Source organism: Clostridium thermobutyricum (assembly GCF_000371465.1).
In the GTDB taxonomy this organism is placed as follows: Bacteria; Bacillota; Clostridia; order Clostridiales; family Clostridiaceae; genus Clostridium; species Clostridium thermobutyricum.
Window position 1 is genome coordinate 2,364,398 of sequence record NZ_KB850956.1, and the last position, 26,534, is coordinate 2,390,931.

The 26,534-nt window shown below is 27.4% G+C and carries 25 protein-coding genes and 1 riboswitch; of the genes, 1 reads left to right on the plus strand and 24 read right to left on the minus strand.

The window, feature by feature from the left end; all coding sequences use genetic code 11:
- Positions 1 to 113 precede the first annotated feature (113 nt).
- The 24 genes from HMPREF1092_RS11050 to HMPREF1092_RS11160 form a co-directional block, all read right to left on the minus strand.
- A complete protein-coding gene (locus HMPREF1092_RS11050; RefSeq protein ID WP_002598752.1) occupies positions 114 to 557 on the minus strand; it encodes a YaiI/YqxD family protein in 444 nt (147 codons plus the stop codon).
- 8 nt (positions 558 to 565) lie between these two features.
- On the minus strand, positions 566 to 1,915 hold the full coding sequence (locus tag HMPREF1092_RS11055) for a glucose-6-phosphate isomerase (protein ID WP_002598753.1): 1,350 nt from the start codon (positions 1,913 to 1,915) through the stop codon (positions 566 to 568).
- A 335-nt stretch (positions 1,916 to 2,250) separates the two neighbouring features.
- Positions 2,251 to 2,586: an ATP-binding protein gene (locus tag HMPREF1092_RS11060; protein ID WP_002598754.1), complete on the minus strand. Its 336-nt coding sequence runs from the start codon at positions 2,584 to 2,586 to the stop codon at positions 2,251 to 2,253.
- A 432-nt stretch (positions 2,587 to 3,018) separates the two neighbouring features.
- Positions 3,019 to 4,437: an ApeA N-terminal domain 1-containing protein gene (locus HMPREF1092_RS11065; protein WP_002598755.1), complete on the minus strand. Its 1,419-nt coding sequence runs from the start codon at positions 4,435 to 4,437 to the stop codon at positions 3,019 to 3,021.
- A 519-nt stretch (positions 4,438 to 4,956) separates the two neighbouring features.
- Positions 4,957 to 6,489 carry a glutamine-hydrolyzing GMP synthase gene (gene guaA / locus HMPREF1092_RS11070; RefSeq protein ID WP_002598756.1) on the minus strand — a complete coding sequence of 511 codons (1,533 nt, stop codon included), beginning with the start codon at positions 6,487 to 6,489 and terminating at the stop codon, positions 4,957 to 4,959.
- Positions 6,490 to 6,583: 94 nt separating this feature from the next.
- On the minus strand, positions 6,584 to 8,038 hold the full coding sequence (gene guaB / locus HMPREF1092_RS11075; RefSeq protein WP_002598757.1) for an IMP dehydrogenase: 1,455 nt from the start codon (positions 8,036 to 8,038) through the stop codon (positions 6,584 to 6,586).
- Between the two features lie 262 nt (positions 8,039 to 8,300).
- A riboswitch (purine riboswitch) is annotated at positions 8,301 to 8,398 on the minus strand.
- A gap of 229 nt (positions 8,399 to 8,627) precedes the next feature.
- Positions 8,628 to 8,801: a hypothetical protein gene (locus HMPREF1092_RS17240; RefSeq protein ID WP_002598758.1), complete on the minus strand. Its 174-nt coding sequence runs from the start codon at positions 8,799 to 8,801 to the stop codon at positions 8,628 to 8,630.
- Between the two features lie 66 nt (positions 8,802 to 8,867).
- On the minus strand, positions 8,868 to 10,085 hold the full coding sequence (locus HMPREF1092_RS11080; RefSeq protein ID WP_002598759.1) for a hypothetical protein: 1,218 nt from the start codon (positions 10,083 to 10,085) through the stop codon (positions 8,868 to 8,870).
- A gap of 18 nt (positions 10,086 to 10,103) precedes the next feature.
- The gene (locus HMPREF1092_RS11085; RefSeq protein ID WP_002598760.1) at positions 10,104 to 10,589 is read right to left on the minus strand and encodes a PilW family protein; all 486 of its coding nucleotides are present in this window, start codon (positions 10,587 to 10,589) and stop codon (positions 10,104 to 10,106) included.
- Positions 10,590 to 10,600: 11 nt separating this feature from the next.
- The gene (locus HMPREF1092_RS11090) at positions 10,601 to 11,215 is read right to left on the minus strand and encodes a type II secretion system protein (RefSeq protein ID WP_002598761.1); all 615 of its coding nucleotides are present in this window, start codon (positions 11,213 to 11,215) and stop codon (positions 10,601 to 10,603) included.
- A gap of 16 nt (positions 11,216 to 11,231) precedes the next feature.
- On the minus strand, positions 11,232 to 12,218 hold the full coding sequence (gene pilO, locus HMPREF1092_RS11095) for a type 4a pilus biogenesis protein PilO (RefSeq protein WP_002598762.1): 987 nt from the start codon (positions 12,216 to 12,218) through the stop codon (positions 11,232 to 11,234).
- Positions 12,219 to 12,222: 4 nt separating this feature from the next.
- A complete protein-coding gene (locus HMPREF1092_RS11100; RefSeq protein ID WP_002598763.1) occupies positions 12,223 to 12,810 on the minus strand; it encodes a PilN domain-containing protein in 588 nt (195 codons plus the stop codon).
- A gap of 4 nt (positions 12,811 to 12,814) precedes the next feature.
- Positions 12,815 to 13,825: a pilus assembly protein PilM gene (gene pilM, locus HMPREF1092_RS11105; protein ID WP_002598764.1), complete on the minus strand. Its 1,011-nt coding sequence runs from the start codon at positions 13,823 to 13,825 to the stop codon at positions 12,815 to 12,817.
- 15 nt (positions 13,826 to 13,840) lie between these two features.
- Positions 13,841 to 14,593, minus strand: coding sequence for a prepilin peptidase (locus HMPREF1092_RS16560; RefSeq protein WP_002598765.1), 753 nt, complete (start codon positions 14,591 to 14,593; stop codon positions 13,841 to 13,843).
- 62 nt (positions 14,594 to 14,655) lie between these two features.
- Positions 14,656 to 15,102 carry a type II secretion system protein gene (locus HMPREF1092_RS17695; protein ID WP_002598766.1) on the minus strand — a complete coding sequence of 149 codons (447 nt, stop codon included), beginning with the start codon at positions 15,100 to 15,102 and terminating at the stop codon, positions 14,656 to 14,658.
- 16 nt (positions 15,103 to 15,118) lie between these two features.
- A complete protein-coding gene (locus HMPREF1092_RS17700; RefSeq protein ID WP_002598767.1) occupies positions 15,119 to 15,595 on the minus strand; it encodes a type II secretion system protein in 477 nt (158 codons plus the stop codon).
- Between the two features lie 59 nt (positions 15,596 to 15,654).
- On the minus strand, positions 15,655 to 16,863 hold the full coding sequence (locus HMPREF1092_RS11125) for a type II secretion system F family protein (protein ID WP_002598768.1): 1,209 nt from the start codon (positions 16,861 to 16,863) through the stop codon (positions 15,655 to 15,657).
- Positions 16,864 to 16,880: 17 nt separating this feature from the next.
- On the minus strand, positions 16,881 to 18,554 hold the full coding sequence (locus tag HMPREF1092_RS11130; protein ID WP_002598769.1) for a GspE/PulE family protein: 1,674 nt from the start codon (positions 18,552 to 18,554) through the stop codon (positions 16,881 to 16,883).
- Between the two features lie 187 nt (positions 18,555 to 18,741).
- Positions 18,742 to 20,364: a chaperonin GroEL gene (gene groL / locus HMPREF1092_RS11135; RefSeq protein WP_002598770.1), complete on the minus strand. Its 1,623-nt coding sequence runs from the start codon at positions 20,362 to 20,364 to the stop codon at positions 18,742 to 18,744.
- Positions 20,365 to 20,376: 12 nt separating this feature from the next.
- A complete protein-coding gene (locus HMPREF1092_RS11140; protein ID WP_040413706.1) occupies positions 20,377 to 20,649 on the minus strand; it encodes a co-chaperone GroES in 273 nt (90 codons plus the stop codon).
- A 198-nt stretch (positions 20,650 to 20,847) separates the two neighbouring features.
- Positions 20,848 to 22,146, minus strand: coding sequence for an O-antigen ligase family protein (locus HMPREF1092_RS11145; protein ID WP_002598772.1), 1,299 nt, complete (start codon positions 22,144 to 22,146; stop codon positions 20,848 to 20,850).
- A gap of 188 nt (positions 22,147 to 22,334) precedes the next feature.
- Positions 22,335 to 23,231, minus strand: coding sequence for a DNA-3-methyladenine glycosylase family protein (locus tag HMPREF1092_RS11150; RefSeq protein ID WP_002598773.1), 897 nt, complete (start codon positions 23,229 to 23,231; stop codon positions 22,335 to 22,337).
- Positions 23,232 to 23,561: 330 nt separating this feature from the next.
- Positions 23,562 to 24,956: an NADPH-dependent glutamate synthase gene (gene gltA / locus HMPREF1092_RS11155; protein WP_002598774.1), complete on the minus strand. Its 1,395-nt coding sequence runs from the start codon at positions 24,954 to 24,956 to the stop codon at positions 23,562 to 23,564.
- Positions 24,956 to 25,846: a sulfide/dihydroorotate dehydrogenase-like FAD/NAD-binding protein gene (locus HMPREF1092_RS11160; RefSeq protein ID WP_002598775.1), complete on the minus strand. Its 891-nt coding sequence runs from the start codon at positions 25,844 to 25,846 to the stop codon at positions 24,956 to 24,958. The genes gltA and HMPREF1092_RS11160 overlap by 1 nt, the downstream gene beginning before the upstream one ends.
- A 174-nt stretch (positions 25,847 to 26,020) precedes the next feature.
- Here HMPREF1092_RS11160 and HMPREF1092_RS11165 point away from each other — a divergent pair, with 174 nt between their 5' ends.
- Positions 26,021 to 26,479, plus strand: a complete 459-nt coding sequence (locus tag HMPREF1092_RS11165) for a hypothetical protein (RefSeq protein ID WP_002598776.1) — start codon at positions 26,021 to 26,023, stop codon at positions 26,477 to 26,479.
- Positions 26,480 to 26,534 lie beyond the last annotated feature (55 nt).

Below are 26,534 nucleotides of genomic sequence, written 5' to 3' on the forward strand. Positions count from 1 at the left end.
CATTTATTCTATTATACAGTAAAATGCGCTTACATTTAATACATTTTTTAACAATTATTAATTTAATTTTATCTTAAAGTACACTAAAAAAAATCTAACAGTCTTTTTATATTTTAGTAACTGTTAGATTTATTTATAATTTTCTCTATATTTTCTAAAAGCTTTTTATCATCTGAAGATTTTCTTTTTTTAGGACCTTTCATTCTACCTCCAGCTCTTCGTATTTTTTGAGAAATATGCCTTTTCTCTAAAAGCATATCAATATTATCATTAGTATAAATTTGTCCATTTGTATTAACAACTTTTGCTCCTTTAGGAAGGCAAAGTGCAGCTACACCAAAATCTTGAGTTACAACAATATCATCTTTTTTTGTATTATTTATAACATACATATCAACACTTTGAAAACCACTATCTACGACACTTACTTTCGCATAATCGCTAATTATATAATGATTTATATCACAAAATATCTCTACTAGCATTCCATACTTTTTACCTATTAATTCAATTTTGGAGATGCTTGGGCAAGCATCTCCATCAATTATTATTTTCATATATTTAATTAAAGCCTCTTTTCAAGATCAGCTTTCATGTCTTCATATCCTGGTTTTCCAAGAAGAGCAAACATGTTTTTCTTGTAAGCTTCAACCCCTGGTTGGTTAAATGGATTTACTCCTAAAAGATATCCACTTATACCACATGCTTTTTCAAAGAAGTAAACTAATTGTCCAAAGTAGTATGGAGTTAATTCTGGTACATTAACTATTAAGTTTGGAACTCCTCCATCATTGTGTGCAAGTAAAGTTCCTTCAAATGCTTTGTGGTTAACAAAATCCATATCTTTTCCTGCTAAGAAGTTTAATCCATCAAGATTGTCTTCTGTTGATTCAATTATTACAGATTCTTGTGGAGTTTTTACATTAATTACAGTTTCGAAAAGATCTCTTCTTCCTTCTTGGATGTATTGACCCATTGAGTGAAGATCTGTTGAGAAATCAACAGCTGCTGGGAATAATCCTTTATTATCTTTTCCTTCTGATTCTCCATATAATTGTTTCCACCATTCACCAAAGAAGTGTAATTGTGGTTCGTAGTTAACTAATATTTCTATAGCTTTACCTTTATTGTAAAGAGCATTTCTAGCTGCAGCATATTGATAACAAATGTTTTCTTTTATATTTTCATTTGCAAATTCATCTCTTGCATCAGCTGCACCTTGCATCATTTCATCAATGTTTATTCCAGAAGCTGCAATTGGAAGTAATCCAACTGGAGTTAAAACTGAGAATCTTCCACCAACATCATCAGGAATTACAAAAGTTTCATATCCTTCTGCATCTGCTAATGATTTTAATGCTCCTCTTGCTTTATCAGTAGTTGCATATATTCTCTTTTTAGCTTCTTCTTTTCCATATTTCTTTTCTAATAAATCTTTAAAGATTCTAAATGCTATAGCAGGTTCAGTTGTAGTTCCTGATTTTGATATAACATTTACTGATATTTCTTTATCTTTAACAGCATTTACAAGTTGGTGCATATATGTTGAACTAATATTATTTCCTACATAGAATATTTGTGGTGCTTTTCTTTCTTCTTTTGGTAAAACATTATAGAAATTGTTGTTTAACATTTCTATAGCAGCTCTAGCACCTAAATATGATCCTCCAATTCCTATTACTATTAATACATCAGAATCATTTTTTATTTTTTCAGCTGCTTTTTTAATTCTTGCAAATTCATCTTTATCATAATTAACTGGTAAATCAATCCATCCTAAAAAGTCATTTCCAGCACCTGTTTTTTCATGTAATTTTTTGTGAGCTGAAAGAGTTAAATCTCCTAAGAAATCAATTTCTTCCATGCTTAGATATGGTGCTGCTTTTGATAAGTCTAATGATAATCCTTTGCTCATACTAAACTCCTCCTTTAATTAATCAATTAGTTTAATTAACATAACCTTATATTATGCTATATAATCTGTATTTATAACCTGATATAAATTTTCATTAATAAATTTAAATAATACTTTATTCTTTATTGATAAAAATTTATCCATACAGTTATTGTACAACATTTAACTAACTATTGAAAGGTTTCAAAGAAGGATTTATACTCATAAAAATAAGTAGTTTTATCAAAGTTTTTAAGTATTATATTAAACGTTTTTAAGAAACATATAAATACAATGAAAATTGAATAATTTTAAATTTTTAAAATAAATAAAAAAAGCAGTTATTTCTTTAATAACTACTTTTTATTATATATATCAAATAATATTTTTATTCTAAAAATATTATTTTCTAAACTTGATGATATACTTCCTTCCATTTTTTCTACAAGCATTTTTGAAATACATAATCCTAATCCAGTTGTTTGTCTTGTTTTAGATTTATCTGAAGTAAAAAATCTTTCAAATACCATTTCAACATCTTTTTTCTCTATAGAATTTGTATAATTTGAAAAAGAAATTTCAATAAAATCTCTTTCATCTCTTAACTCTATTTTATAATCTTTTTCTCCATGAATTAATGAATTATATATTATGTTACTAAAAACTCTTTTTAATGCATTTTTATCTCCCATAATATTTATGTTTTATCAGGTATTATTATTTTTGGTTCGGCATCTTTTCCTTTATTTAAGAAATCATAATAATATATAGCAAGTGTACCCCTTAATACTACATCATATACACTTATTTTTTCTTTTTCTAACAGTAATTTTTTTTATTCAAACTATCTTTATATAAATTTATTAACCCTTTAATAAATTTATACAAAATAAAAGTTCTCATGATAAGTTTTATTCTTATCACAAAAACTTTTAATTTATATATTAATTTAAATAACTAAAACTCTATTCCCATTCAATAAATTTATTATTATTTGAACCTACATATAATCAAGACTTACAAAATTTTTCTTATTTTGGTGTGATTTATAGTGGGAAATTCTTAATTATTATAATAATATTTTTCATAAAATATAACAATGCTATTTAACTAATTCTATATCATTATTTTATCTCTTTCTTTATATTTTCATTTGAACATTTAATAATTGAAAGAGTTTCAGAAATTCTCCCCCATCTCTCATTTAATTTTTTTATTATCTTCAATATATCAGTAAAACCTAATTCTACTAAAATATAATATTCTAATATATAAAGTAAACTTCTATTGTATATAGATAGTTCACTTTCTGTTAAAACTCTACTTCTTTCTTTAATTGCTTCATCATAATGTATATAGTAATTTCTAGTATTAGCAATAACCTTTGGAAAATCATAATATTTAATATCTCCTGTATCGAAGTGTATTTGAAATTCAGCTAATAATAAATCTGCTAATCTACTTTCTAACGTAATAAACTTATAAGAATTTGCTATCAAAAAAGTTGTATCATCTTCAATCCATTCTTTAGGTCTATTATTTAAAATTTTTGTTTTTATTCTTTCTTTAAAATCACTTAAATTATTTGTTTTAAATCTAGAATGATATGTCTCTAATGCTTGAACTATATTTAAGAAAACTCGTCTATTAGAAATTGTTTTAGAGTATATAATTTCTAAATATAATTCTATTACTGGTTCAAACATATCGTACTTTAAAAAATACTTTGAAAAACTATCGTTATCAATTAACTCAGAAAGATTAATCCATTTCATAGTTTCTATATAATCTACTTTACTCTCCTCATTATTTAAATCACAACTAATAATTTCAATTGGTCTTTCTACTTTCTTTTTATCATACATATAATAAACGTTATTTGACACTCCTGTTAATTTGCTCGGATATATATTCCTTAATGTAGAAAGTTCCATTAATCTTTTTATCTTATTAAATATTTCTGTAAACTTATCAATTGATTCTTCATTTTTAAAAGTAATCTCTATATTACCACTCTGATTTAAAACTATATTTTCTTTTAAAAGACGATGAGAAACAACTGGTAACCTACTATTACTCACCCAATATTCTATAACAAATTCATCATTTTTATAAACTTCTTTTTTTACATCACTATTATGTGACAATTTAAAATTATCGCTAATTCTATATGCAGAAATTCCTCCCCATGCTAATATATTAGCCACTCTAAAATTCATCCTACTAAGTTCTAACCTTTTATCCGTTTTTTCTCCTAAACCTTTAACCAAATATTTAGAATGATATGTATAAACGCTTCTACCTTCCGATATATTATTACTCATACCTTGTCTTTCACAATTAATTAATGAAAACTTAAATCCTGTACTAAGCTCTCCTACTAAAAAATCAATATTTATAGGTAAATCAAAAAAACTTGCTAATGCTTTTGGTATATTAATATTTATTAATATACCACCTTCATTTTCATTTATATAAAGATCACATCTATACTCTTGGGAATTGAAATATACCTTACCACTTCCCGTATAATTTAATTCCATGTTTACACCTCAATCTTTTCATTAAATTAATTAAAATAATTACCATTAATTAATAACTTTTTAGTCCAATATGGAACTATATTTTTTCCTTTTGATATAGCTTTAACTTTTTCTAAAACATCTTTTTTCAAATATTGTATTTTGATTACTTTATCTAAACTTTTTCTTAAAGTCCCAAATCTCTAATCCCTACTCCTCTATTAATTAAATTTCTCATATCTTCTATTTTAAAATTTATAATACATTCAATAATCCTTTTAATACTACTATCTAATATATTTATATTCTATAATAAACACTTTTTTAAGTATATATTATAGATCAATTTTGCTTTAAACTTTTTAATTTAATGCTTAAAAGCCCCCAAAATTTTATCATCTTTCACTATCACTACTAAATATTTTAAATAAATTTTGATAAGGAATTTAGGGATAATTATATAAAATTAAGCCTATTTTATAGGTTATTAATTAAAATAAACTCTATAAAACAGGCTTTTTTACTTAAATTAATATTTTATTATTCCCATTCAATAGTTGCTGGTGGCTTAGAAGTTATATCATAAACAATTCTGTTTACTCCTGGAACTTCATTAACAATTCTTCTTGATACTAAATCTAATATTTCATAAGGAATTCTTGCCCATTCTGAAGTCATAGCATCACTTGAAGTAACTGCTCTAAGTGCAATTGTATGACAGTAAGTTCTTTCATCTCCCATAACTCCAACTGATTTTATGTTTGGAAGACAAGCGAAGTATTGCCATATAGTTTCATCAAGATTTGCATTAGCAATTTCTTCTCTGAATATTGCATCAGCTTCTCTTGTTATGTGAAGTTTTTCTTCAGTTATTTCTCCAAGAACTCTAATTGCAAGTCCTGGTCCTGGGAATGGCTGTCTCCATACTAATTTATGAGGAATTCCAAGCTCTTCTCCAACTGCTCTAACTTCATCTTTAAATAATTCTCTTAAAGGTTCTATTAAATCAAATTCCATATCTTCTGGAAGTCCTCCAACATTATGGTGTGATTTAATTACTGCTGAAGTATCTGTTCCACTTTCAACGATATCTGGATAAATAGTTCCTTGAACTAAGTAATCTATTTCTCCAACTTTTTTAGCTTCTTCTTCAAATACTCTTATGAATTCTTCACCAATAATTTTTCTCTTAGTTTCTGGATCAGATACACCTTTAAGTTTTCCTAAGAATCTATCTTGAGCATTAACTCTTATAATGTTCATATCAAATTCTTTTTTGAATACTCTTTCAACTGTATCCCCTTCATCTTTTCTTAAAAGACCGTGGTCTACGAATATACAAGTTAAGTTATGTCCTATAGCTTTGTGTACTATCATAGCTGCAACTGATGAATCAACCCCACCTGATAAAGCACAAAGTACTTTTTTATCTCCAACTAAATTTTTAATTTCTTTTATTTTATCTTCTGCAAAGGAAGCCATAGTCCATGTTTTTTCTAATTTACAAACATTATATAAGAAGTTTTGTAACATTTTTTGACCAAATGGTGTATGTTCAACTTCTGGGTGGAATTGAACTCCATAAAGATTTTTATCTGTATTTTCTATAGCTGCAACAGGACAAACTTCTGAATGTGCTATAACTTTAAATCCTTCTGGTGACTCAGATATGTAATCTGTATGACTCATCCAACAAATATCTTTGCTTTCTATACCTTCAAATAATCTTGAAGTATTATCTATGTTTAATTCTGTTTTTCCGTATTCTCTAACTGGTGCAGTTGCAACTTTTCCCCCTAAAAGATGTGACATAAGTTGAACTCCATAACATATTCCAAGTACAGGAACTCCTAATTCAAATATTTCTTTTGAAACCTTTGGAGTATTTTCACCGTAAACACTATTAGGTCCACCTGTAAATATTATTCCTCTTGGATTTTTTTCTTTTATTTTTTCTATTGAATATGAGTAAGGAATTATTTCGCAATATACTCCACATTCTCTAACTCTTCTTGCTATAAGTTGGTTATACTGTCCACCAAAGTCAACAATTAAAACTAAATCTTTTTTCATGGTTTCCTCCTAGATAATTATTCCTTTATTTTACATAATAAATTATAACATACAAAGAGAGGAAAATATCCTCTCTTAATTAAAACTAATCAAACTATTTTGTTATGCTATAGTTTGGAGCTTCTTTAGTTATATTTATATCATGTGGATGACTTTCTCTAAGTCCTGCTGATGTTTGAACAACAAATGTAGCTGTTTCATATAAAGTATCTAAATCTTTTGATCCTAAATATCCCATTCCAGCTCTTATTCCTCCAAGCATTTGGAATATAGTATCTGTAACAGATCCTTTAAATGCAATTCTTCCTTCTACTCCTTCTGGAACTAATTTTTTATTTCCATCTTGGAAGTATCTATCTTTAGAACCATTTGCCATAGCTCCAAGTGAACCCATTCCTCTATATACTTTGTAGCTTCTTCCTTGGAATATTTCTATTTCTCCTGGTGCTTCTTCACATCCTGCAAATAATGAACCCATCATAGCAGCACAAGCCCCAGCAGCTAAAGCTTTAACAACATCTCCTGAATATTTGATTCCTCCATCAGCAATAACAGGAATTCCATATTTTTTACCTATTTCTACACAATCCATAACAGCAGTTAATTGAGGAACCCCAACTCCAGCAACAACTCTTGTAGTACAAATTGAACCAGGTCCTATACCAACTTTAACACAATCTGCTCCAGCTTTTATTAAATCTTCAGTAGCAGCTGCTGTTGCAACATTTCCTGCTATAACTTGAAGTTCTGGATATTTTTCTTTAACTTTTTTAACAGCTTCTAGTACTCCTCTAGAATGTCCGTGCGCTGTATCAATAGTTATTATATCTACTTTTGAGTTCACAAGAGCATCAACTCTTTCCATCATATCAGCAGTTACACCTACTGCTGCTCCACATAAAAGTCTTCCTTTTGAATCTTTTGCAGCATTTGGATAAATTCTTGCTTTTTCTATATCTTTTATAGTTATAAGTCCTTTTAAATTTCCTTCGCTATCAACAAGTGGTAATTTTTCTATTTTGTGAGTTTTTAATAACTCTTTTGCTTCTTCAATTGAAGTATTTTCTGGTGCAGTTACTAAGTTTTCTTTAGTCATTACTTCACCAATTTTCTTTGAATAATCATTTTCAAAAGTAACATCTCTATTAGTTAATATACCAACTAATTTTCCATCAACAGTTATTGGCACACCTGAAATTCTATATTGTCCCATTAACTCTTCAGCATCATTTAAAGTATGTTCTGGTGATAAGAATATTGGATCTGTTATAACACCATTTTCTTGTCTTTTAACTTTATCAACTTCTTTAGCTTGTTGCTCAATAGTCATGTTTTTGTGGATTATTCCAAGTCCGCCTTCTCTTGCCATAGCGATAGCCATTTTAGAATCAGTTACAGTATCCATACTTGCACTGATTAAAGGAATATTTAATTGAATTTTCTTTGTTACATGTGTTTTTAAAGATACCTGATTTGGTAAGATTTCAGATTTGTTTGGAACTAAAAGTACGTCGTCGAATGTATAAGCTTGCTTTAATATTTTTGCCATTTTAAAAATGTCTCCCCTCTTCAAAAAAATTATTATTTATAGATTGTGTAATTATTTGAATATTTATTACTCTACTTGTCCTTTTAATAAATAAAGTAAATTTAATTTATGTATTTTCTATTACAACAAATGTATTATATTGTAAGTTTTATCAGGTAACTCCCATAAAAAAGTACAAAAAAAGCACATTAGCTTCAATAAGTGAAGATAATATGCTTAAATCTACAATAAAAAATACTATAAGTATGTATTTATAGAAATAGTCTATATTATATTCACTCATAGTCAGAAATTTAAGGTTTCCGGTAGATACTCCCTGCCATATTCAGGGGATATACGAGTAATAAATGTGCAAATTCAATTTTAAATTATCATCATTATAAATTACAAAAAAATTATTGTCAATAAAACTTTATCAATACTTTCAAAAAAAAATAATTACATTAATAAAAATAAGACTTAAAAATTTTTAAGTCCTATTATATATCAATTACAATTTATAGTTTTTTTTTAAATAAGTCTCAGTTTTTTTATTTTTTAAGAAATATTTCTATGATTCAAAAGAACATTTTATAATATCTACTCCGTCTTATGATTGATTTGTTACATCATTCCAACTAGTCATTATAGCTTCTATAATTTTATTTAAATTATCTTCTTTTTCATCACTTAATCCATTTTTTAATGATCCTATGACTTCAAAAGAGGTTTTTAAATTTGCTTTTATATCTTCACCATAAACTGTTGAATTTACTAATTTCACTGAACCTGTTCCAGCAAATTATATTAAAAATGTATTCAATTTTATGAATCCATTTTTGTTTTTTATTTAATAATTATTGAATGTATTTTCTATAAATTCTATTTTTTCTGAATTACTCCCTTCTTGTCCACCAGAACTCCAATTTGAAAGCAATGCTCCTAACATGTCATTTATCAAATTCTCTTCATCTTCCTCTAAAAGTCCAAATCCATTATCTTTTGAAGGTTGATAGGCCATATGAATTGATGATCCTTTATCAATTGTAACTTTTTCTCCAAAAATTGTAGAATTAGATAAATGTAAAGCTCCATCATAATAAACTCCATTTGTTGCTTTAGCTCCAGTTACACTTATTTCTCCATCACATATTATTGCAGTATTATTTATCATCATCGATGCTGCTGAGTTTATATTTAGATTATTTGCATTAACTAAATAAATAGTCATTTCATGTTTTATTTTTAATCCTTTTATTTGTATTTTAACAACTGGTCCTTTTTCTAAAATTTTTTTAATATAAGTTTTAACCTCCTCACTGCTACCATCAACTTGAAGTTCATTATTACTAAATGTTAATTCAACATTTGTTATATTAATTTTTTCCCCATTTTCATAGTTACCATTATAAAAATTCCAATCTTCTCTTAAAGTTATAGTATCTTTTTTGTTATTCCAATTTTGAAAGCTCAAAGAACCTATTGTGTTTTCTTCTATAGAACCAAGCTGTGTATTTCCAGTTCCACCATTAACTAATGGTTTCCCAGTAGATATACTAGAAGTTGTTCCATTTAATGCCCCACCATTATTTATAACAACTCCTCCAGAACCTGCAACTAATCCATGATCAAAAATATCAGTATTATGTCCACTAACTATCTTTCTATAATTTATCATAGATAATTCTGTAGTTGTTCCATTTACATGTTTTGCTACACTTTTAATAATGTCTTTACCATTTTTAATATCCATATATATATCTACTTTATCTACTATACCACCTGAATCTTTTGTACTTAATATATTATCTAAATTTTTTTCTTCTTGACTGGCTGAACTTGAATCCCTTGTATCTATAGACATGTTTCCTGATTCAAAATAACTTCTAGCAAGTTCTAACCCTGCTTCAGCTGCATATCTCAAATCTTCAATTTCTTTTTGATTTGTATTTAATTTCATAGTACTTGATATAGATTTTAATATAACCCCACTTAAAGCCATAAATATTAGAGATACTGCAAGAACGGTTACGAGTGTGCTACCTTTCTTTTTCCGATTTTTCACCATAACTCTCTCCTCTCATATTTAATTTCCATTCATAGGATATATACTGTTTTCATAATCATAATTACTTTTTCCATTCTCAAATTTAAATCTTATTTTATATAACCCTTCTTTTTCTGATATTTCGAACTCTTTTACATTTTTTGAAGGTGCAACTATAAAATCATCTGCATTATCAATTCCATTATCAGGCGTATTATCTTTATATTTTTTAAATTCAGTTCCTTCTATTTTATAAACATATCTTGTACCATTTCTAGTTAAAGATAGTACATTCCCTGTACCAGAAGTTCTTGGTTTTATCTTTGAACCATATCTAATATCTTCTTCAAGAACATCTATTATATTTCTACTCTCATTTTGTATAACATTATCATTTTCTGCCATTACAAGCATTGATGTAGATGAAGAAAATAATGAAAATATAAGAGTTGAAAAAATACCTAATATGGCTATTACAGACATCAACTCAACAAGAGTAAATCCTTTTTTCTTTTTATTTTTCATTACTACCTCCTTTATGCTATACTTGATATTGCAAATTTTCTTGTAGTTACTGTTGTTAATCCACCTTTTACATCTATTGTATCTGTATCAAATAAATATACTTTTTCTGTATCCTTTTTTTGAACTGTTATTTTAATCCCATATTTATAATTAATCGCATATGATTCTTTAGATAGTTCTTCGACTTTATCTATTTCATTTAAATAATTTCCATTTTCTTTTGTTTTTCTAATAATATACTTTATTCCATCTCTATTTTTTTCATCTGATGATTTACTATTATCATTTATGAAAGTACTATCCAATAATTTAGTTTTAATTGAATCATTTAAATCATCAATAGTATTAAATCCTATATAATATGTCTTTTTAGGTCCATCAACATTAGATGTTTCTTCATCCCAGGTAGCTGGATAAGGATTGTCTTTCGGTCTTTTATTTTTTATAGCTTCATTAAAAGCTCTAGACATAGAACTCGTATCAAATTGATTTTTATTTTCCGCATTATACTTATTAACATCTAATATCATTTTCATTATTACTGATGATACTATTGCAAACATTGCTAATCCTGCCACTACTTCTATAAGAGTAAATCCTTTTTTCTTTTTTATTTTTTTTCTCATAATTTACCTCTTAAAATTACTTGAATAAATCATTTTTACCATATTTATTATTATTAAATTTATGATTTTCTTGTTTTATTTCTCCTCTAGTGTAGTAATCAAAAGTTATTGTTCCGCCTGTTACAGTATATTTTTCTCCACTTATATTTCCTTCTCTTATATTTTTAATCCTATCTTTCAAGTTTTCTCTCTCAACTTGATATGTTTGAATTTCTCCTTGTAACTCAACTTTTCTTATTGCATCAAGTTCAATTGTTCTTTTTGCTATAAGATCAGTTATCTTATCTGTTATTTTAGCGATTTCTTCATTTAAACTATCAATTTCTTTTTCTTTATCTATTTCTTCAGTTTCTTGTTTCTCACTTAAAGTTATATTCGTTAGCTCTAAAATTTGTTCCTGTCTTTCCATAGCTTTTACAAAATTTAAAGCATGATTATATGCTCCTTCATAATTTACTGTTATTGTATACTTATAAAATCCATCTTTAGCCTGTCTAAGTTTATTATATTTTTCCTCATTATTAACCTTTGCCTCTGAGTTTTCTGTTTTTTCCTCTTCTGAAGTCTGTGATGCATTTGCTTCAGTAGCTTCCCCATAATTTATAACAGTAGGTTGTCCAAATGTTACAGAATTTATTTTTATATTATTGTTTAATGCTAAAGTATGAAGATCCTTAGAAATTTCAGGATATTTATCTGTTTCAGGAATTTTTATCACTACTTGTTTATATTCTTTCTCTTTTTCTGAAAGAATTTTTTTTGTTTCTATTAATTGCTCATCTATATTTTTTCTACTATTTACTGTTGCTTGAAGAGATTTAACTTCTTGTTCTAGAGGCTTAATTTTTTCTGATATAGGTTCAAATAAAAAAGCATAAACTCCATATCCTATAACTCCAGCAGCTACTAATCCTAATAAAATTTTTTCATTTTTGCTTACTTCAAATTTAGGCAAACTTTTTTTAACTTTTAATTTATTATTATCTTTTTTCTTACTAAACATAATATTAATTCTCCTTAACTTTCATAGTTAAATCAAAATTATAAAGACTTGTTCCTGTCTCTTTATCTTCTGTCTTCGTAATGCCTGAAATATGTGATATATAATATCTCTTATCTTCTCTTAAGTTAGCCCAAAATTCTTCTATTTCATTTCTTTTAGTTGAACTACCACTCATAGTTATGCTACCTAAATATCCATCTTTTACATCTTGTTCTGTATTTACAAAATTTAAAGTTTTTAATTTCAATCCACTAGGGAATTTTTTACTAAGATTAGTTAAGACTGCTTTAGTATCTTTTTGTTTTAAAACAGAAAGACTATAAATTTTATTTATTTTAGAATTTAACTCTTGAACTTTAGTATTCATTTCACTATTTTCATTAAATCTTTCTTGTGTCTTTTGTATTTCTTGTTGAAGATGTGCTTTTTGTTTTTCTAAATCTGACACTTTTGTATTTAGATAAATAGCTGCTCCGCCTACTGCACAACAAATAATAACTCCACTTGCTATATATTTAGATAATTTCTCTCTATTCTCTTTTTCATGCTTTATATGTTGAGGTACTAAATTTAATTCTCTAATTTTACTCATACTTCTATTCCCTTCTTAATAACAATCCATATGTGTATAAATAATCTTTTAAATTAATATCTTTTGGTCTTTTAACAACTATCTTTAGATCATCAAAATTTGGAACTTCACCAACTTTAACTTCAAAATTATTTTCTAAATACTCATGAATACCATTTATTCTATTAGCACTTCCAACTAAATAAATTTTATCTAAATTCTTTTTAAGCTTTCCTGTTGAATAAAACTGAATTAAAAGTTTATATTGAGTTACAAGAGATTTAAAAAATCTATCATATTTTCTCTCATTTTCTTCATCAACTTCTCTATTTAAATCTATACTATCAAGAAATTTATTGTACTCATGATCATTTTTAAGTTCTTCCTCATTTGCACCATAAATTCCATATCCTTGATATTTTTCTATAACTACTTTTCCAAGTTCAGTAATAACCATTGAATTAGAATGACCTTCTATACTTAAAACTCCTGCAAGCCTAACACTTTGATTAGTACTTGTTTTTAGCATCTTAAATACTCTTCCAATATTATTTGCAAAAATATCAATAGCTTTAACTTGAAGATTTAATTCTTCAGCCATTTCTAAATACTTATCAATTTTTCCTTTTTTAACTCCAACAACCATTATATTTGCAATATTATTATCTTCTTTATCATAGCCTAGTATTTCAAAATCACTATAATACTCTTCTATTTTTTCTCCTATAAACTGCTTAAGTTCAAAATATACATTTTCTCTCATTAGTTTCTCATCAGTATTAGGTACACTTAAATGTCTAATTATTATGTCCTGACCTCTTATAGAAAACATAATTTCTTTAGCTTTCTTTTTCTTTTTCGTTATATAAGGTTCAATAACATCTAAAATAGCATCTAAGTCAACAATATCATCATTTTTAAAAGAACCTTTTGGAGTCTTAAACGTTGCTCCTTCTCTAATATTATGCTTGTACCCAATTAATATAGTTATGTTTTCTTCATTTATGTCTAATGCAACTGCTTCTTTATCAAACAAAACTATTTCCCCCTTTTAAATAAAATTAATATACCAATTTAAAATTTGTTCCCCCAAAAGAACTGTTACCCCTGTTCCAAGTGCAATATAAGGTCCAAAGGCAATTGATGTTTTCCCCTTTTTTTTCTTAAAAATAATTAAATATATTGAATATAATCCTCCTAAAAGAATCCCCATAAAAAGATTTACTAGAGACATTTTAAAATCTAAAAATAATCCACACATAAATATAATTTCAACATCTCCCCATCCCATTCCACCAGCTAAGGCAAGAGCACCTATAACTAAGCTTGGAATAATACAGGCAGAAAAAATATTTATAAAATTTAGATTTCCTTTTAAGACGAAATATAATAAATAAATACATATCATAGAGACATAAATCCATTTTTCTTCATTAGCTCTAATATCAGAAATACCAATAATAATTATGGAAACAATAAATAAAGTAAAAGATAATATAGTATCTAAACTAATCCCTTTACTTATGAAAAATTCTATTCCTATAAAAATTAATCCTATTAAACATCCAATTATTATATGAAGTGTATAAACATCTTGAGTTTTAAAATCAATCCATCCAATAATAGCTAAAACTAAAGCTAAAATCGAAAATTTTAAAAATTCAATTGATAAACCAAACTTAAAAAATATTCCCGTTGATAAAATTGAAATACCTAAAGCTAAAACTATATTTTTTTCTTTTAATATACATTTATTTACTATATTCATAATGAAAAAACTCATTATAAAAACTAAAAAAATCATTTTTAATACCTCTTGTTTTTAAAAAAGCTCCTATTTAAAGGAGCCTCTCATATTGCTTCATATTACTTACTTACAGTATCTACCACATCACCTTGATAATACCCATCTGAATCTACAGTAAATTCGCCTCCTGCAACTATATCAAAGCAATCTGCTATAGTTGCAATTTTCCCTGTCTTACATAAATTTTTTAATGTTGTTGCTATTGGTGTATTAGAATCATCTAGTAAGCTTAACATTGTTGGATCTGAAATAGCATTTACTGCTGTGCTTGTTTCAATTACTACTTTACCACTTGAGTCCACAGTTTTTCCTTTCATTTCTGCTGTCTCATAAGCTTGTGTAACTTTTCTTGCTTGATCTATAACTGCTGTTTTCTTTGCTTCTTTCATATATCCTGTTATCTTTGGTACTAAAATAGCTGCTAATATTCCTATAATAGCTACTACTGCTACCATTTCAATAAGTGTAAATCCTTTTTTCTTTTTATTCTTTGCTATATCTTTCATAAATTTTCTCCTTTTATTATGGTGTAGCTGGTTTTTCTGGTATTCCTGATGGATCTAAGTTCCCACTTGAGTCAACATTGAATTCTGCTCTATCTTCAACTATTGATTGACACTGTGATATTTTCAATCCTGTATTTTGAGCAACTCCATTTTTAGTATTTAGTAACTTAGGCAATGCATTAGCTAAATTTTTCTTTTTTTCAGCATCATCTGCTCCTTTTACATCTAATAAACTTAACATAGTAGGATCTAATATTTCCGCAACTTCTTTGCTGTTATCTGTTTTAGCTAATTTTCCTTTCATAACTGCTGTTTCAAAAGCTTGTGTTACTTTTCTAGCTTGATCGATAACTCCCGTTTTCTTAGCTTCTTTCATATATCCTGTTATCTTTGGTACTAAAATAGCCGCAAGTATACCTATAATAGCTACTACTGCTACCATTTCAATAAGTGTGAAACCTTTTTTCTTTTTGCTTTTGATTAGATTTCTCATAAATTATCCCCCCTGATTTTTATTATTTATATAAAATTTTATTTTATATCTTTAAATTTCTATACCATAACAGTATCTATCATATTCATAAGTGGTAGCATTATAGCTAAAACTATAAATAATACTACAAATGCTAAACTTATTATAAGAATTGGCTCTATCATTGAAATAAGCTTTTCTATGGCAACTTCTACCTCATTTTCATAAAATTCTGATGTTTTTATCATTATTTCATCAAGGACACCTGTTTCTTCTCCAACTGTTATCATTTGAGTTAACATCAATGGAAATACATTTAATTCTTGAATTGTAGTTCCTATAGGTTGACCTTTTTGAATCTCTTCTCTTCCTTCTGCAAGTTTTTTTTGAACATAATCATTTTCAAGAACTTGTCCTAATATATCTATAGTTTCAATAACACTTACACCTGAAGCCATAAGTATTGAAAATGTACTTGCAAATCTTCCTGCTATTATTTGTTTATTTAGTGGTCCAAAGCCTTTTGCAGTTATAACTAATTTCCCCATAAAAATTCTAAAGTTTTCATTTTTATCTAATACAAATTTCTTTGCTAACACTATTCCTACTACAAAACCTGCAATATAAATAATATTATTTTTTATAAGATCTCCTATAACTACAAGTGCTTTTGTTACAACTGGAATTTCTCCACCACCTGAAATTAAGTTATTAACAAATTCAGGCACAACAAATGCTAATAAGAATGTTACTACTAATATTGAAAATCCAACTAATATTTTTGGATATATCGTTGCTTGTGAAATTTTTTGTTTTTGTTTATATAATTTTTTATAGTATTCAGAAAGCTCTAGCATTACTGTGTCTAATCTTCCCGATATTTCTCCTGCCTTTATAAGATTTATCATAAGCTTTGGAAAATCTTTTTCATCACTTAAGCACTCTGATAAACTTCTTCCTTTATTAACTTCTTCTAAACACTTTGCCAAAATCTCTTTCATTCTTTTATTTTGACTTTGGTCATGTGCAATTTCTAATGATTTTGTTATTGATACCCCAGAGCGCATTAAAAATCCTAACTGTCTAGCAAGTATTGATAGCTCTTTTAAATTTATTTTCTTTTTAAATAAATCTATTTCTATGTCATTGCCTTTTTCTATTTCTATTTTTGTTGGAAAATAACCTTTACTTCTTATATTTTCCATTAATAATTCTTTACTAGCTACTTCAAGAGAACCTTCTATAACATCACCTTGCATATTTTTTGCTTTATATTTGTAGATAGCCATATAAATTTAACCCCTCTTTACTCCCTTAAATATGCCACTCTCATAAATTCATCTATAGTTGTTACTCCTTGTATAACTTTTTCTATACAAGCTTTGTTAAGCGTTTTCATTCCATTTTTTATTCCTACCTCTTTTAATGAATCAGAATCTTCATTATTTATAATACTTTCTCTAAGCTCACGATTTATATTTAATATTTCGTATATTCCTGTACGCCCTTTATAGCCTGTATTATTGCAATATGAACATCCTTCTCCTTTTTTTAATAGTAGTTTTTCTTCTTTTTCTATATTCAATAATTTTTTTTCATAATCACTTGCTTCATATTTTTTTGCACAACGTTTGCAAACTTTTCTTACAAGTCTTTGTGCAATAACTCCAACAAGAGATGTTGATATAAGATATGGTTCTATTCCCATATCTATAAGTCTAACTATTGTTGATGCTGCATCATTTGTATGAAGTGTGCTTAAAACAATATGTCCAGTTATAGCTGCTCTTGCTGCTATTTCTGCTGTTTCTGCATCTCTAATTTCTCCAATCATTATTACGTCAGGATCTTGTCTTAAAATTGACTTAAGCCCTGATGCAAAAGTCATTCCTGCTTTTGGATTTACATTTACTTGATTTATTCCATCTACTGTAAACTCAACTGGATCTTCTACTGTAATTATGTTTTTATCTATACTATTTAATTCTCCTAATACAGAGTAAAGTGTTGTGGATTTTCCACTTCCTGTAGGTCCAGTTACTAAAACTATTCCATATGTATTAGAAAGTATTTTTACAAGCTTATTTATATCTTCTTCATCCATACCTAAAGCACTCTTATCTTTAAGTTCATTTGAAGATTTAAGAATTCTTATAACTACTTTTTCTCCATGTACTGTGGGAAGAGTTGATACTCTTAAATCTACTCTTATTCCATCTACTTCTTGAAGTATTCTTCCATCTTGCGGAACTCTTTTTTCTGCTATATTTAAATTTGCTAAAATCTTTATTCTTGTAATAAGCATTGATTTAGATTGAATTGGTGCAGTAAGCATAGTTGTAAGCTCACCATCAACTCTAACTCTAACTCTTATTTCTTTTTCCATTGGCTCTATGTGAATATCACTAGCTTCCATTCTTATTGCATTTTGTATTATTGTATTAACAAATTTTATTATTGGAGCTTCATCTTCTAAATTTTCAAGTTTATCTTTATCATCTTCTATTATTTGCTCTTTTTCTAAATCCTTTGCAACTTCTTTTGCATACTGAGTTCTATAATATTTAGCTATTGCCGAATCTATTGAAGTCTTTGTATCTAATACCTTTAATACACTTAATCCTGTAACAATGTTTATATCATCATCAGCAAAAAGATCTAAAGGATCTGATGTTACTATACAAATATTGTACTCATCAGCTTGTAAAGGTATTATGTGATGTTTTTTACAAAGTGTTTCCGGAACTTTGTTTATTATATCCATATCTATATCTATAAACTCTAAATTAACTCTTTTTATTCCAAGTTGCATTTCTAGAGTAGTTATTATATCTTCTTCTGTAACATACTTATTTTCTATTAATATTTCTCCAAGTCTTCTTCCTGACATTGCTTGCTTTGCAAGTGCAGTTCTAAGCTGACTTTCTGTAATTTTTCCATTTTGAATTAATAAATCCCCAAGTCTCTTTTTTATCCCCATAGTTTTCCTCCTATATTACATAATAAAATTATACAATATTTACCTTTAATTTAAAATATTGTTTTGTCAAAATTAGTAATTTTCATCAAAAAAAGTTTTGGAATGTTGGTCATATTACTTTATATGAAAAAAATCAGACCTGTATTACTACAAGTCTGATTTTACTATAGAATATTTCTTATTTTTATTAATACATTCCTTCCATTCCTGGTGCACTTGGCATTGGATCAGTTTCTTTCTCTGGAAGGTCAACTACTGCTGCTTCAGTTGTTAAGAAAGTTGATGCAACTGATGCTGCATTTTGAAGAGCTGATCTTGTAACTTTAGTTGGATCTACAATACCTGCTTTTATCATGTTTTTGTATTCTCCTTTTAAAGCATCATAACCAATTAATTCTTCACTATTTCTTACTTTATCTACAATTACTGAAGCTTCAACTCCTGCATTAGTTGCAATTTGTCTCATTGGCTCTTCTAAAGCTCTAACTATTATATCTATTCCAACCTTTATATCATAAACATCTGATGTTAAGTTAGCAACTTTATTTAATATGCTAACATAAGCTGTTCCACCACCTGGAACAATACCTTCTTCTACTGCTGCCTTTGTAGCTGCAAGAGCATCTTCTATTCTAAGTTTTCTTTCTTTAAGCTCTGTTTCTGTTGCTGCTCCAACTTTTACTACTGCTACTCCACCAGCTAATTTAGCAAGTCTTTCTTGAAGTTTTTCTGAATCAAATTCTGAAGTTGTTTCTTCTAATTGAGCTTTTATTTGATTTATTCTTCCTTTTATATCTTCTGCATTTCCTTTACCATTAACAATAGTTGTATTGTCTTTAGTAATTTTTACGCTTTCAGCTTCTCCAAGTTCTTGTAATTGAACTTCTTTTAAATCTCTTCCAAGTTCTTCAGAGATAACTTCTCCACCTGTAAGAACTGCAATATCTTTAAGCATTTCTTTTCTTCTATCACCAAATCCAGGAGCTTTAACTGCAACACAAGTAAATGTTCCTCTTAATTTATTAACTACAAGAGTTCCCATTGCTTCTCCTTCAATATCTTCTGCTATTATAAGAAGCTTTCTTCCTGATTGAACAATTTGCTCTAATATTGGGAGAATTTCTTGGATATTAGATATTTTTTTATCAGTTATAAGTATATATGGATTATCAAGAACTGCTTCCATTTTTTCTGTATCAGTAACCATATAAGCTGAAACATATCCTCTATCAAACTGCATTCCTTCAACTACATCAAGTTCAGTTCCCATAGATTTTGATTCTTCTACAGTTATAACACCTTCATTTCCGACTTTTTCCATAGCATCAGCAATAAGCTTTCCTATGTTTTCATCTGCTGCTGAAATAGCTGCAACTCTTGCTATGTCTTCTTTTCCTTCTACTTGTTTAGAAATATTTTTTATTTCTTCTACTGCTTTATCAACAGCCATATTTATTCCTTGTCTTATAAGCATAGGATTTGTACCAGCTGTTACATTTTTAAGTCCTTCTCTTATAATTGCTTGAGCTAAAAGTGTAGCTGTTGTAGTTCCGTCTCCTGCTACATCATTTGTTTTAGTTGCAACTTCTTTTACAAGTTGTGCTCCCATATTTTCATATGGATCTTCTAATTCTATTTCTCTTGCAATTGATACACCATCATTTGTTATTAAAGGTGAACCAAACTTCTTATCTAATATAACATTTCTTCCTTTTGGTCCTAAAGTTACTTTAACTGTATCAGCAAGCTTATCTACTCCAACTTGCATAGCTCTTCTTGATTCTTCACCAAATTTAATAATTTTAGCCATTTAAATCCCCTCCTACTCAACAATAGCAAGTATATCTTCTTGCTTAACTATAATAAATTCTTCTCCATCTACCTTAACTTCCGTTCCAGTATATTTAGCATAAAGAACTTTGTCTCCTATTTTAACTTCCATTTTCACTTCATTTGTTCCTGGTCCTACTGCTACAACCTCTGCTTCTTGTGGTCTTTCTTTAGCTGTACCTGTTAAAAGAATTCCGCTTTTAGTTTTTTCTTCTGCTTCTAATCTTTTAATTACAACTCTATCACCTAATGGTTTAATCATAATAAAACCCTCCCTTTTAATATTTAATATAAAAATTTAATTTTCTGATTATTAGCACTCTACCTGTTCGAGTGCTAATCCTTAATTATTATAATAGCTTTTCTAAAAATTAAATTCAAATATTTCCTTAAATATTATTGCCTTATTTTTTGTTTTTATAATTAATTATAGTAATATATTTCTATATTACTTTAATTCTCATTACATTATAACATTTTTCTCTTTATCTTCCATTTTTAAATTTTTAATAATTTCTATATTTGATCCTATCCCAAGTATAATCCAAAATAAGGGTGCAACTGGTACTACACTTATATTCAAATTAGCTTGTACTACATATCCAAATAAAATTATTAATATAGTTCTAACTCTATCATCTTCTTTATTCTTCCATAGCCTATAGAAAACTAAAAAAATTAAAATTATATATAATATAGCTGCTGGAACTCCGCTAGTCGCAGCATAATTTAATATTTCATTATGTGCTTTATCAACCATACTCTTTTTAGACTTCCATGAATCTAAAACATCTTTTGGAGCATCTAATTGAAAGCCTTTCCAGAAGCAAGATACTCCTGTTCCTAAAAATGGTCTTTCTTTTATCATATTTATAGCACCTTTATATATTCCTATTCGCCCACTTCCTGAACTAGAATCTTTTATATTTATTGCATCTTCTTTTACAGTTTCTAATCTTTCCATAAACTCTCCACTATTAAATAAATTCACTACAAAAAATATTAGAGTAAACGAAATAACTATTATTGTTGCTCTCTTTAATCTATTTCTATCTTTTATTATGAAATATAAACCTAGTAAACTAAAAATCCCTAAACTTATCCATCCACCTCTTGTCTTAGAATATATAAGAGCTAAAAAATATATTAAAGAATATATAAAGCATTTTTTGTTTTTGTAAAAGATAAAACCACACATTGATAAAGCTAAAAATATAAGTAGATAACTACTTAAAAAGTTTCTATTTCCTATTGTTGAGTTCATTTTTTCCGCATTTTTAAGCAAAAAATTTAAAGGTTCATAACCTAAATTTTGAATTATATAATATATGGCAACTATTAATCCACTAAATAAAAATAAGTTTATCCCTAACTTACTTAACTTAAAATATTTACTTGCAGATATAAAAATAACTCCATACATAAACAAAGTTATTATCCCTTCATATCTCCAAGTTCCTCCTGTTATAGATCTACTTATATCCATAGAATTTATAGTAGATAAAACAAGTAATATAAAAAATAAAATAAATATTTTATCTGTCCTCATATTTAATTTTGTTCTTTCTTTTATCATTAATATAAATATTAAAATTCCTATTCCATACAAAAATAAAGCTTTTGGATAATAATATCTATCATTTCCTTTACTAGACAATATTAAAGGCATTACACATAAAATCATATGTAATAATATATTTATAACCTCATCATTATCAAAATTTCTTTTATTTAACTCTAAAAACTTTTCTTTTATCTCCATAATCTCCCTCATAAAAATTTTCTTCTCTAATTTCTATACTCGTTTAATCATTTATTTACTTAATATTTAACATATAAGTCATTTAGTCACATAAACAATATATTTTCTATTACTACTCATACTAAAAAAATAAAAAGAGCATAATTTTAAAAATCATACTCTAATTTACTATGCTATAACTTATTTTATTATAACTTTATTCCATTTTCTCTAGCATAATAGAATAAATATTGTTGTGCAAATCCAGCATATTGTCCGAATTTTGTTCTACCAAAAATTCTTATTTTATTTAATGAACCTTCTTCTGCATTATAGAAATGCATCATTGCTCTTTTTACCCATACATCAACTGGAAATGCTGATTGTTTTCCCATTGAGAATAACATTATACAATCTGCAACTTTAGCTCCTACTCCTTTAAAAGCTTGAAGTGCAGTATGACATTCATCATCACTTAAACTAATAATTCTTTCTAAATTATAAGTTCCATCTGGATTATTTAAATCATCATTTACATTTTTCACAGTATCAACTATATATTTACTTCTAAAAGAAGCTCCTGTTTCTCTTATTTCATCTTCAGTTGCATCTTTTAACATTTCTGGTGTTGGGAAAGTATAATATATGTTTCCTTTATATTGTATTTCATTTCCCCATCTTTGACTTATTTTAAGTATTGTCTTTTTAATTGAAGGAATACTATTTCTTGCTGATATTATAAAGCTTATTAATAATTCAAAGGCTTCTTGATTTATAAGTCTTATTCCGTAACCATACTCAACACTACTTTTTAATGTATCATCAAAACTTAAAGCTGCTTTTATTGCATCATAATCTCTATCTAAATCAAAATACTTAAACCAAATTTTTTCAAAATCTTCTTTATTAGTATTTAAGAATGTAACTTTATCTTCTTCTTGAAGAATTTCTAAAACTTTTCCAAAAGCAACTATTATATAGTTCATTTCTCCAACTTTATCCCATCTAAAACATTGTCCACACTCTAATATTTGCTTTATGTTAAAATTTTTAACTCCTTCTAAAATTACTTTATCTTCTAAATATTTTATATCTTTGTAATCCATATTTTTTCTCCAATCTATTAAAATATTTTATCATTCTAAAAAACTATTTATTTTAGTTTAACCATATCTTTTTTAATAATGCTTTAGAATAATAATTATTTAATAATGTTTTTTGTTAATTATACCACACTTAATTATTTATAACTATATTCCAACTCTTCTCTTATTATTTTTTTAATTATTCAGTTGTTATTTTTAAATACTAAAACTATTATTTCATATAAATTATTAATTTTACCTATATATTTAAATAACAAAATAAAAACACTCATGAATTATAATTTTCATGAGTGTTTTTATAATAAATCCTATAAAATACCTTTTTAAGTTTTATACTGTTTTTAAATATTCATGTATACCTTTTGCTGCCTTTTTTCCAGCTCCCATTGCAAGAATTACTGTTGCAGCTCCTGTTACTGCATCTCCTCCTGCAAAAACACCATTTCTTGATGTTTCTCCAAACTCTTCTGTAGCAATTATACATCCTCTTTTATTTTTATCTAACCCCTTAGTTGTAGAAGTTATAAGTGGATTTGGTGAAGTACCAAGAGACATTATTACAGTATCTACATCTAATATAAATTCTGAACCTTTTATCTCTACTGGTCTTCTTCTTCCTGATTCATCCGGTTCTCCAAGCTCCATTTTTACACATTTCATTCCTTTAACCCATCCATTTTCATCACTTAATATTTCTGTTGGATTTGTTAAAATATCAAAAATTACTCCTTCTTCTTTTGCATGATGAATTTCTTCTACTCTTGCTGGAAGTTCAGCTTCACTCCTTCTATAAACTATATGAGTTTCTGCTCCAAGCCTTAAAGCGGTTCTCGCTGCATCCATTGCAACATTTCCTCCTCCTACTACCGCAACTTTTGAACCTGCTCTTATAGGAGTTCTATAACCATCTTTAAAAGCTTTCATTAAATTACTTCTAGTCAATATCTCATTTGCTGAGAATACACCATTTGAGTTTTCTCCTTTTATCCCCATAAATCTTGGAAGTCCTGCTCCTGAACCTATAAATACAGCATCAAATTTTTCATCTTCTATAAGCTCATCTATAGTAACAGTCTTACCTACAACTATATTAGTCTCTATTTTAACTCCTAATTTTTTTACATTTTCTACTTCACTTTTAACAACTGTATCTTTAGGAAGTCTGAATTCAGGAATACCATAAACAAGTACTCCACCTGCTTCATGAAGAGCTTCAAATATAGTTACATCATATCCAAGTTTAGCTAAATCTCCAGCACAAGTAAGTCCAGCTGGTCCACTTCCTATAACTGCAACTCTTTTACCATTTAATTCTTCTCTGTCAGAAAGATCTATATTATGCTCTCTTGACCAATCTGCTACGAATCTCTCTAGTTTTCCTATTGAAACAGAATCTCCCTTAATTCCTAAAACACAATTACCTTCACATTGTGTTTCTTGTGGACATACTCTTCCACAAACTGCTGGAAGAGCTGAAGATTCTGCAATAATTTTTGCTGCATCTTCAAAATTTCCTTCTTTTACTTTGCTAATAAAACCAGGTATGTTTATACTTACTGGGCATTTTTGAATACATCTTGCATTTTTACAATTTAAACATCTAATTGCCTCTTTAATTGCTTCTTCTTCATTATATCCAATACAAACTTCATCAAAATTTTTAGCTCTAATACTTGCTTCTTGCTCTCTTACAGGTATTCTCTTCATTCTATCTTCCATATTCATTATTCTTCACCCCCACAATTACCACATCCTCCATGATGTGTATCCCCTTCTTTTTTCTTTAAGAAAGCCCTACCTTCCTCTGTTTTATAAATTTGCTGTCTTCTCATTGCTTCATCAAAATTAACTAAGTGACCATCAAATTCTGGTCCATCAACACAAGCAAATTTAACCTCATCTCCAACAGTTACTCTACAAGCCCCACACATTCCTGTGCCATCAACCATAATAGGATTTAAACTAACTGTTGTAGGAATATTAAGTTCTTTTGTTAACATACACATAAATTTCATCATTATCATAGGCCCTATAACTATTGCATGATCATATTTTTTCCCTTTATTTTTTATTAAATCAGATAAACAATCAGTAACTCTACCATTGAACCCATATGAACCATCATCTGTAGAAACATAATAGTTTTTAGCTACTTTTTTCATTTCTTCTTCAAAAATTAAAAGATCTTTTGTTCTAGTTCCTACTATTACATCAACATCTATTCCATGCTCTTTCATCCATTTAACTTGAGGATAAACTGGTGCTGCTCCAACTCCACCAGCAATAAAAATAAATTTTTTATGTTTAAGTTCATTTATATCTTCTAAAACAAATTCACTTTCTCTTCCTAATGGACCAACAAAGTCTGATACACTTTCTCCCGCATTAAGTTCTGAAAGTTCTTTTGTTCCTTCCCCTACAGTTTGAAATACTATAGTTACAGTTCCTTTTCCTTTATTAAAATCAGCTATTGTTAGTGGAATTCTTTCTCCCTTTTCACCATTTTTTATTATTATAAATTGACCTGGCTTTGCTGATTTTGCAACTCTTGGTGCTTCAATATCCATTAAAAATAAATTATCTGCTAAAACTTTTTTCCCAATAATTTTAAACACAAACATCCCCCTCTTTACCCTTAACCTATTTTTATATATTATACCATTTATTGTAATAAAGATTCAATATTGTGTATATTCTTAAAAATTTTAAATATAACAATATTTATAAAACTTTTATTTTGTATTTATGGTAAAATATTACTATAAAATATCATAAAAGGGGGAATTTTCTTGATAGAGGTTTTAAAAATATTAGTTGATATTATGAATTCAATTCATCATAAATCTGTTGAAATTCTTGGTTCTAATGGATATGGATTTACAGACAAACAATTACATTTTATTTTTATTGGTGCTTTAGGAATAATAATATTTGCTCTATCACATTTTTTATTTAAAATAGTTGCTAAATATTCTCTTACTGCTGTTTCTTTTATTTATACTTTTACTATACTTATTTTTATAACAGTTGCTATAGAAATCCAACAAAAACTAACTGGACAAGGTCAAGCCGAATTTGGTGATGTTTTTTGGGGATTATATGGATTTATATATGTATTCTTTATATATGTAGCAATAAAATTATCTTACATAGGTATAAAAATAGGAATTAAAAAATTTAAAAATAAAAATCGACCACCTAAAAGATTAGCTAAAAAAAGAAAACCACCAAAATCTGTTTACTATTAATAAAAGAGGAGTGAATAAATAAATTCACTCCTCTTTATATAAAAAGAACTGCCAA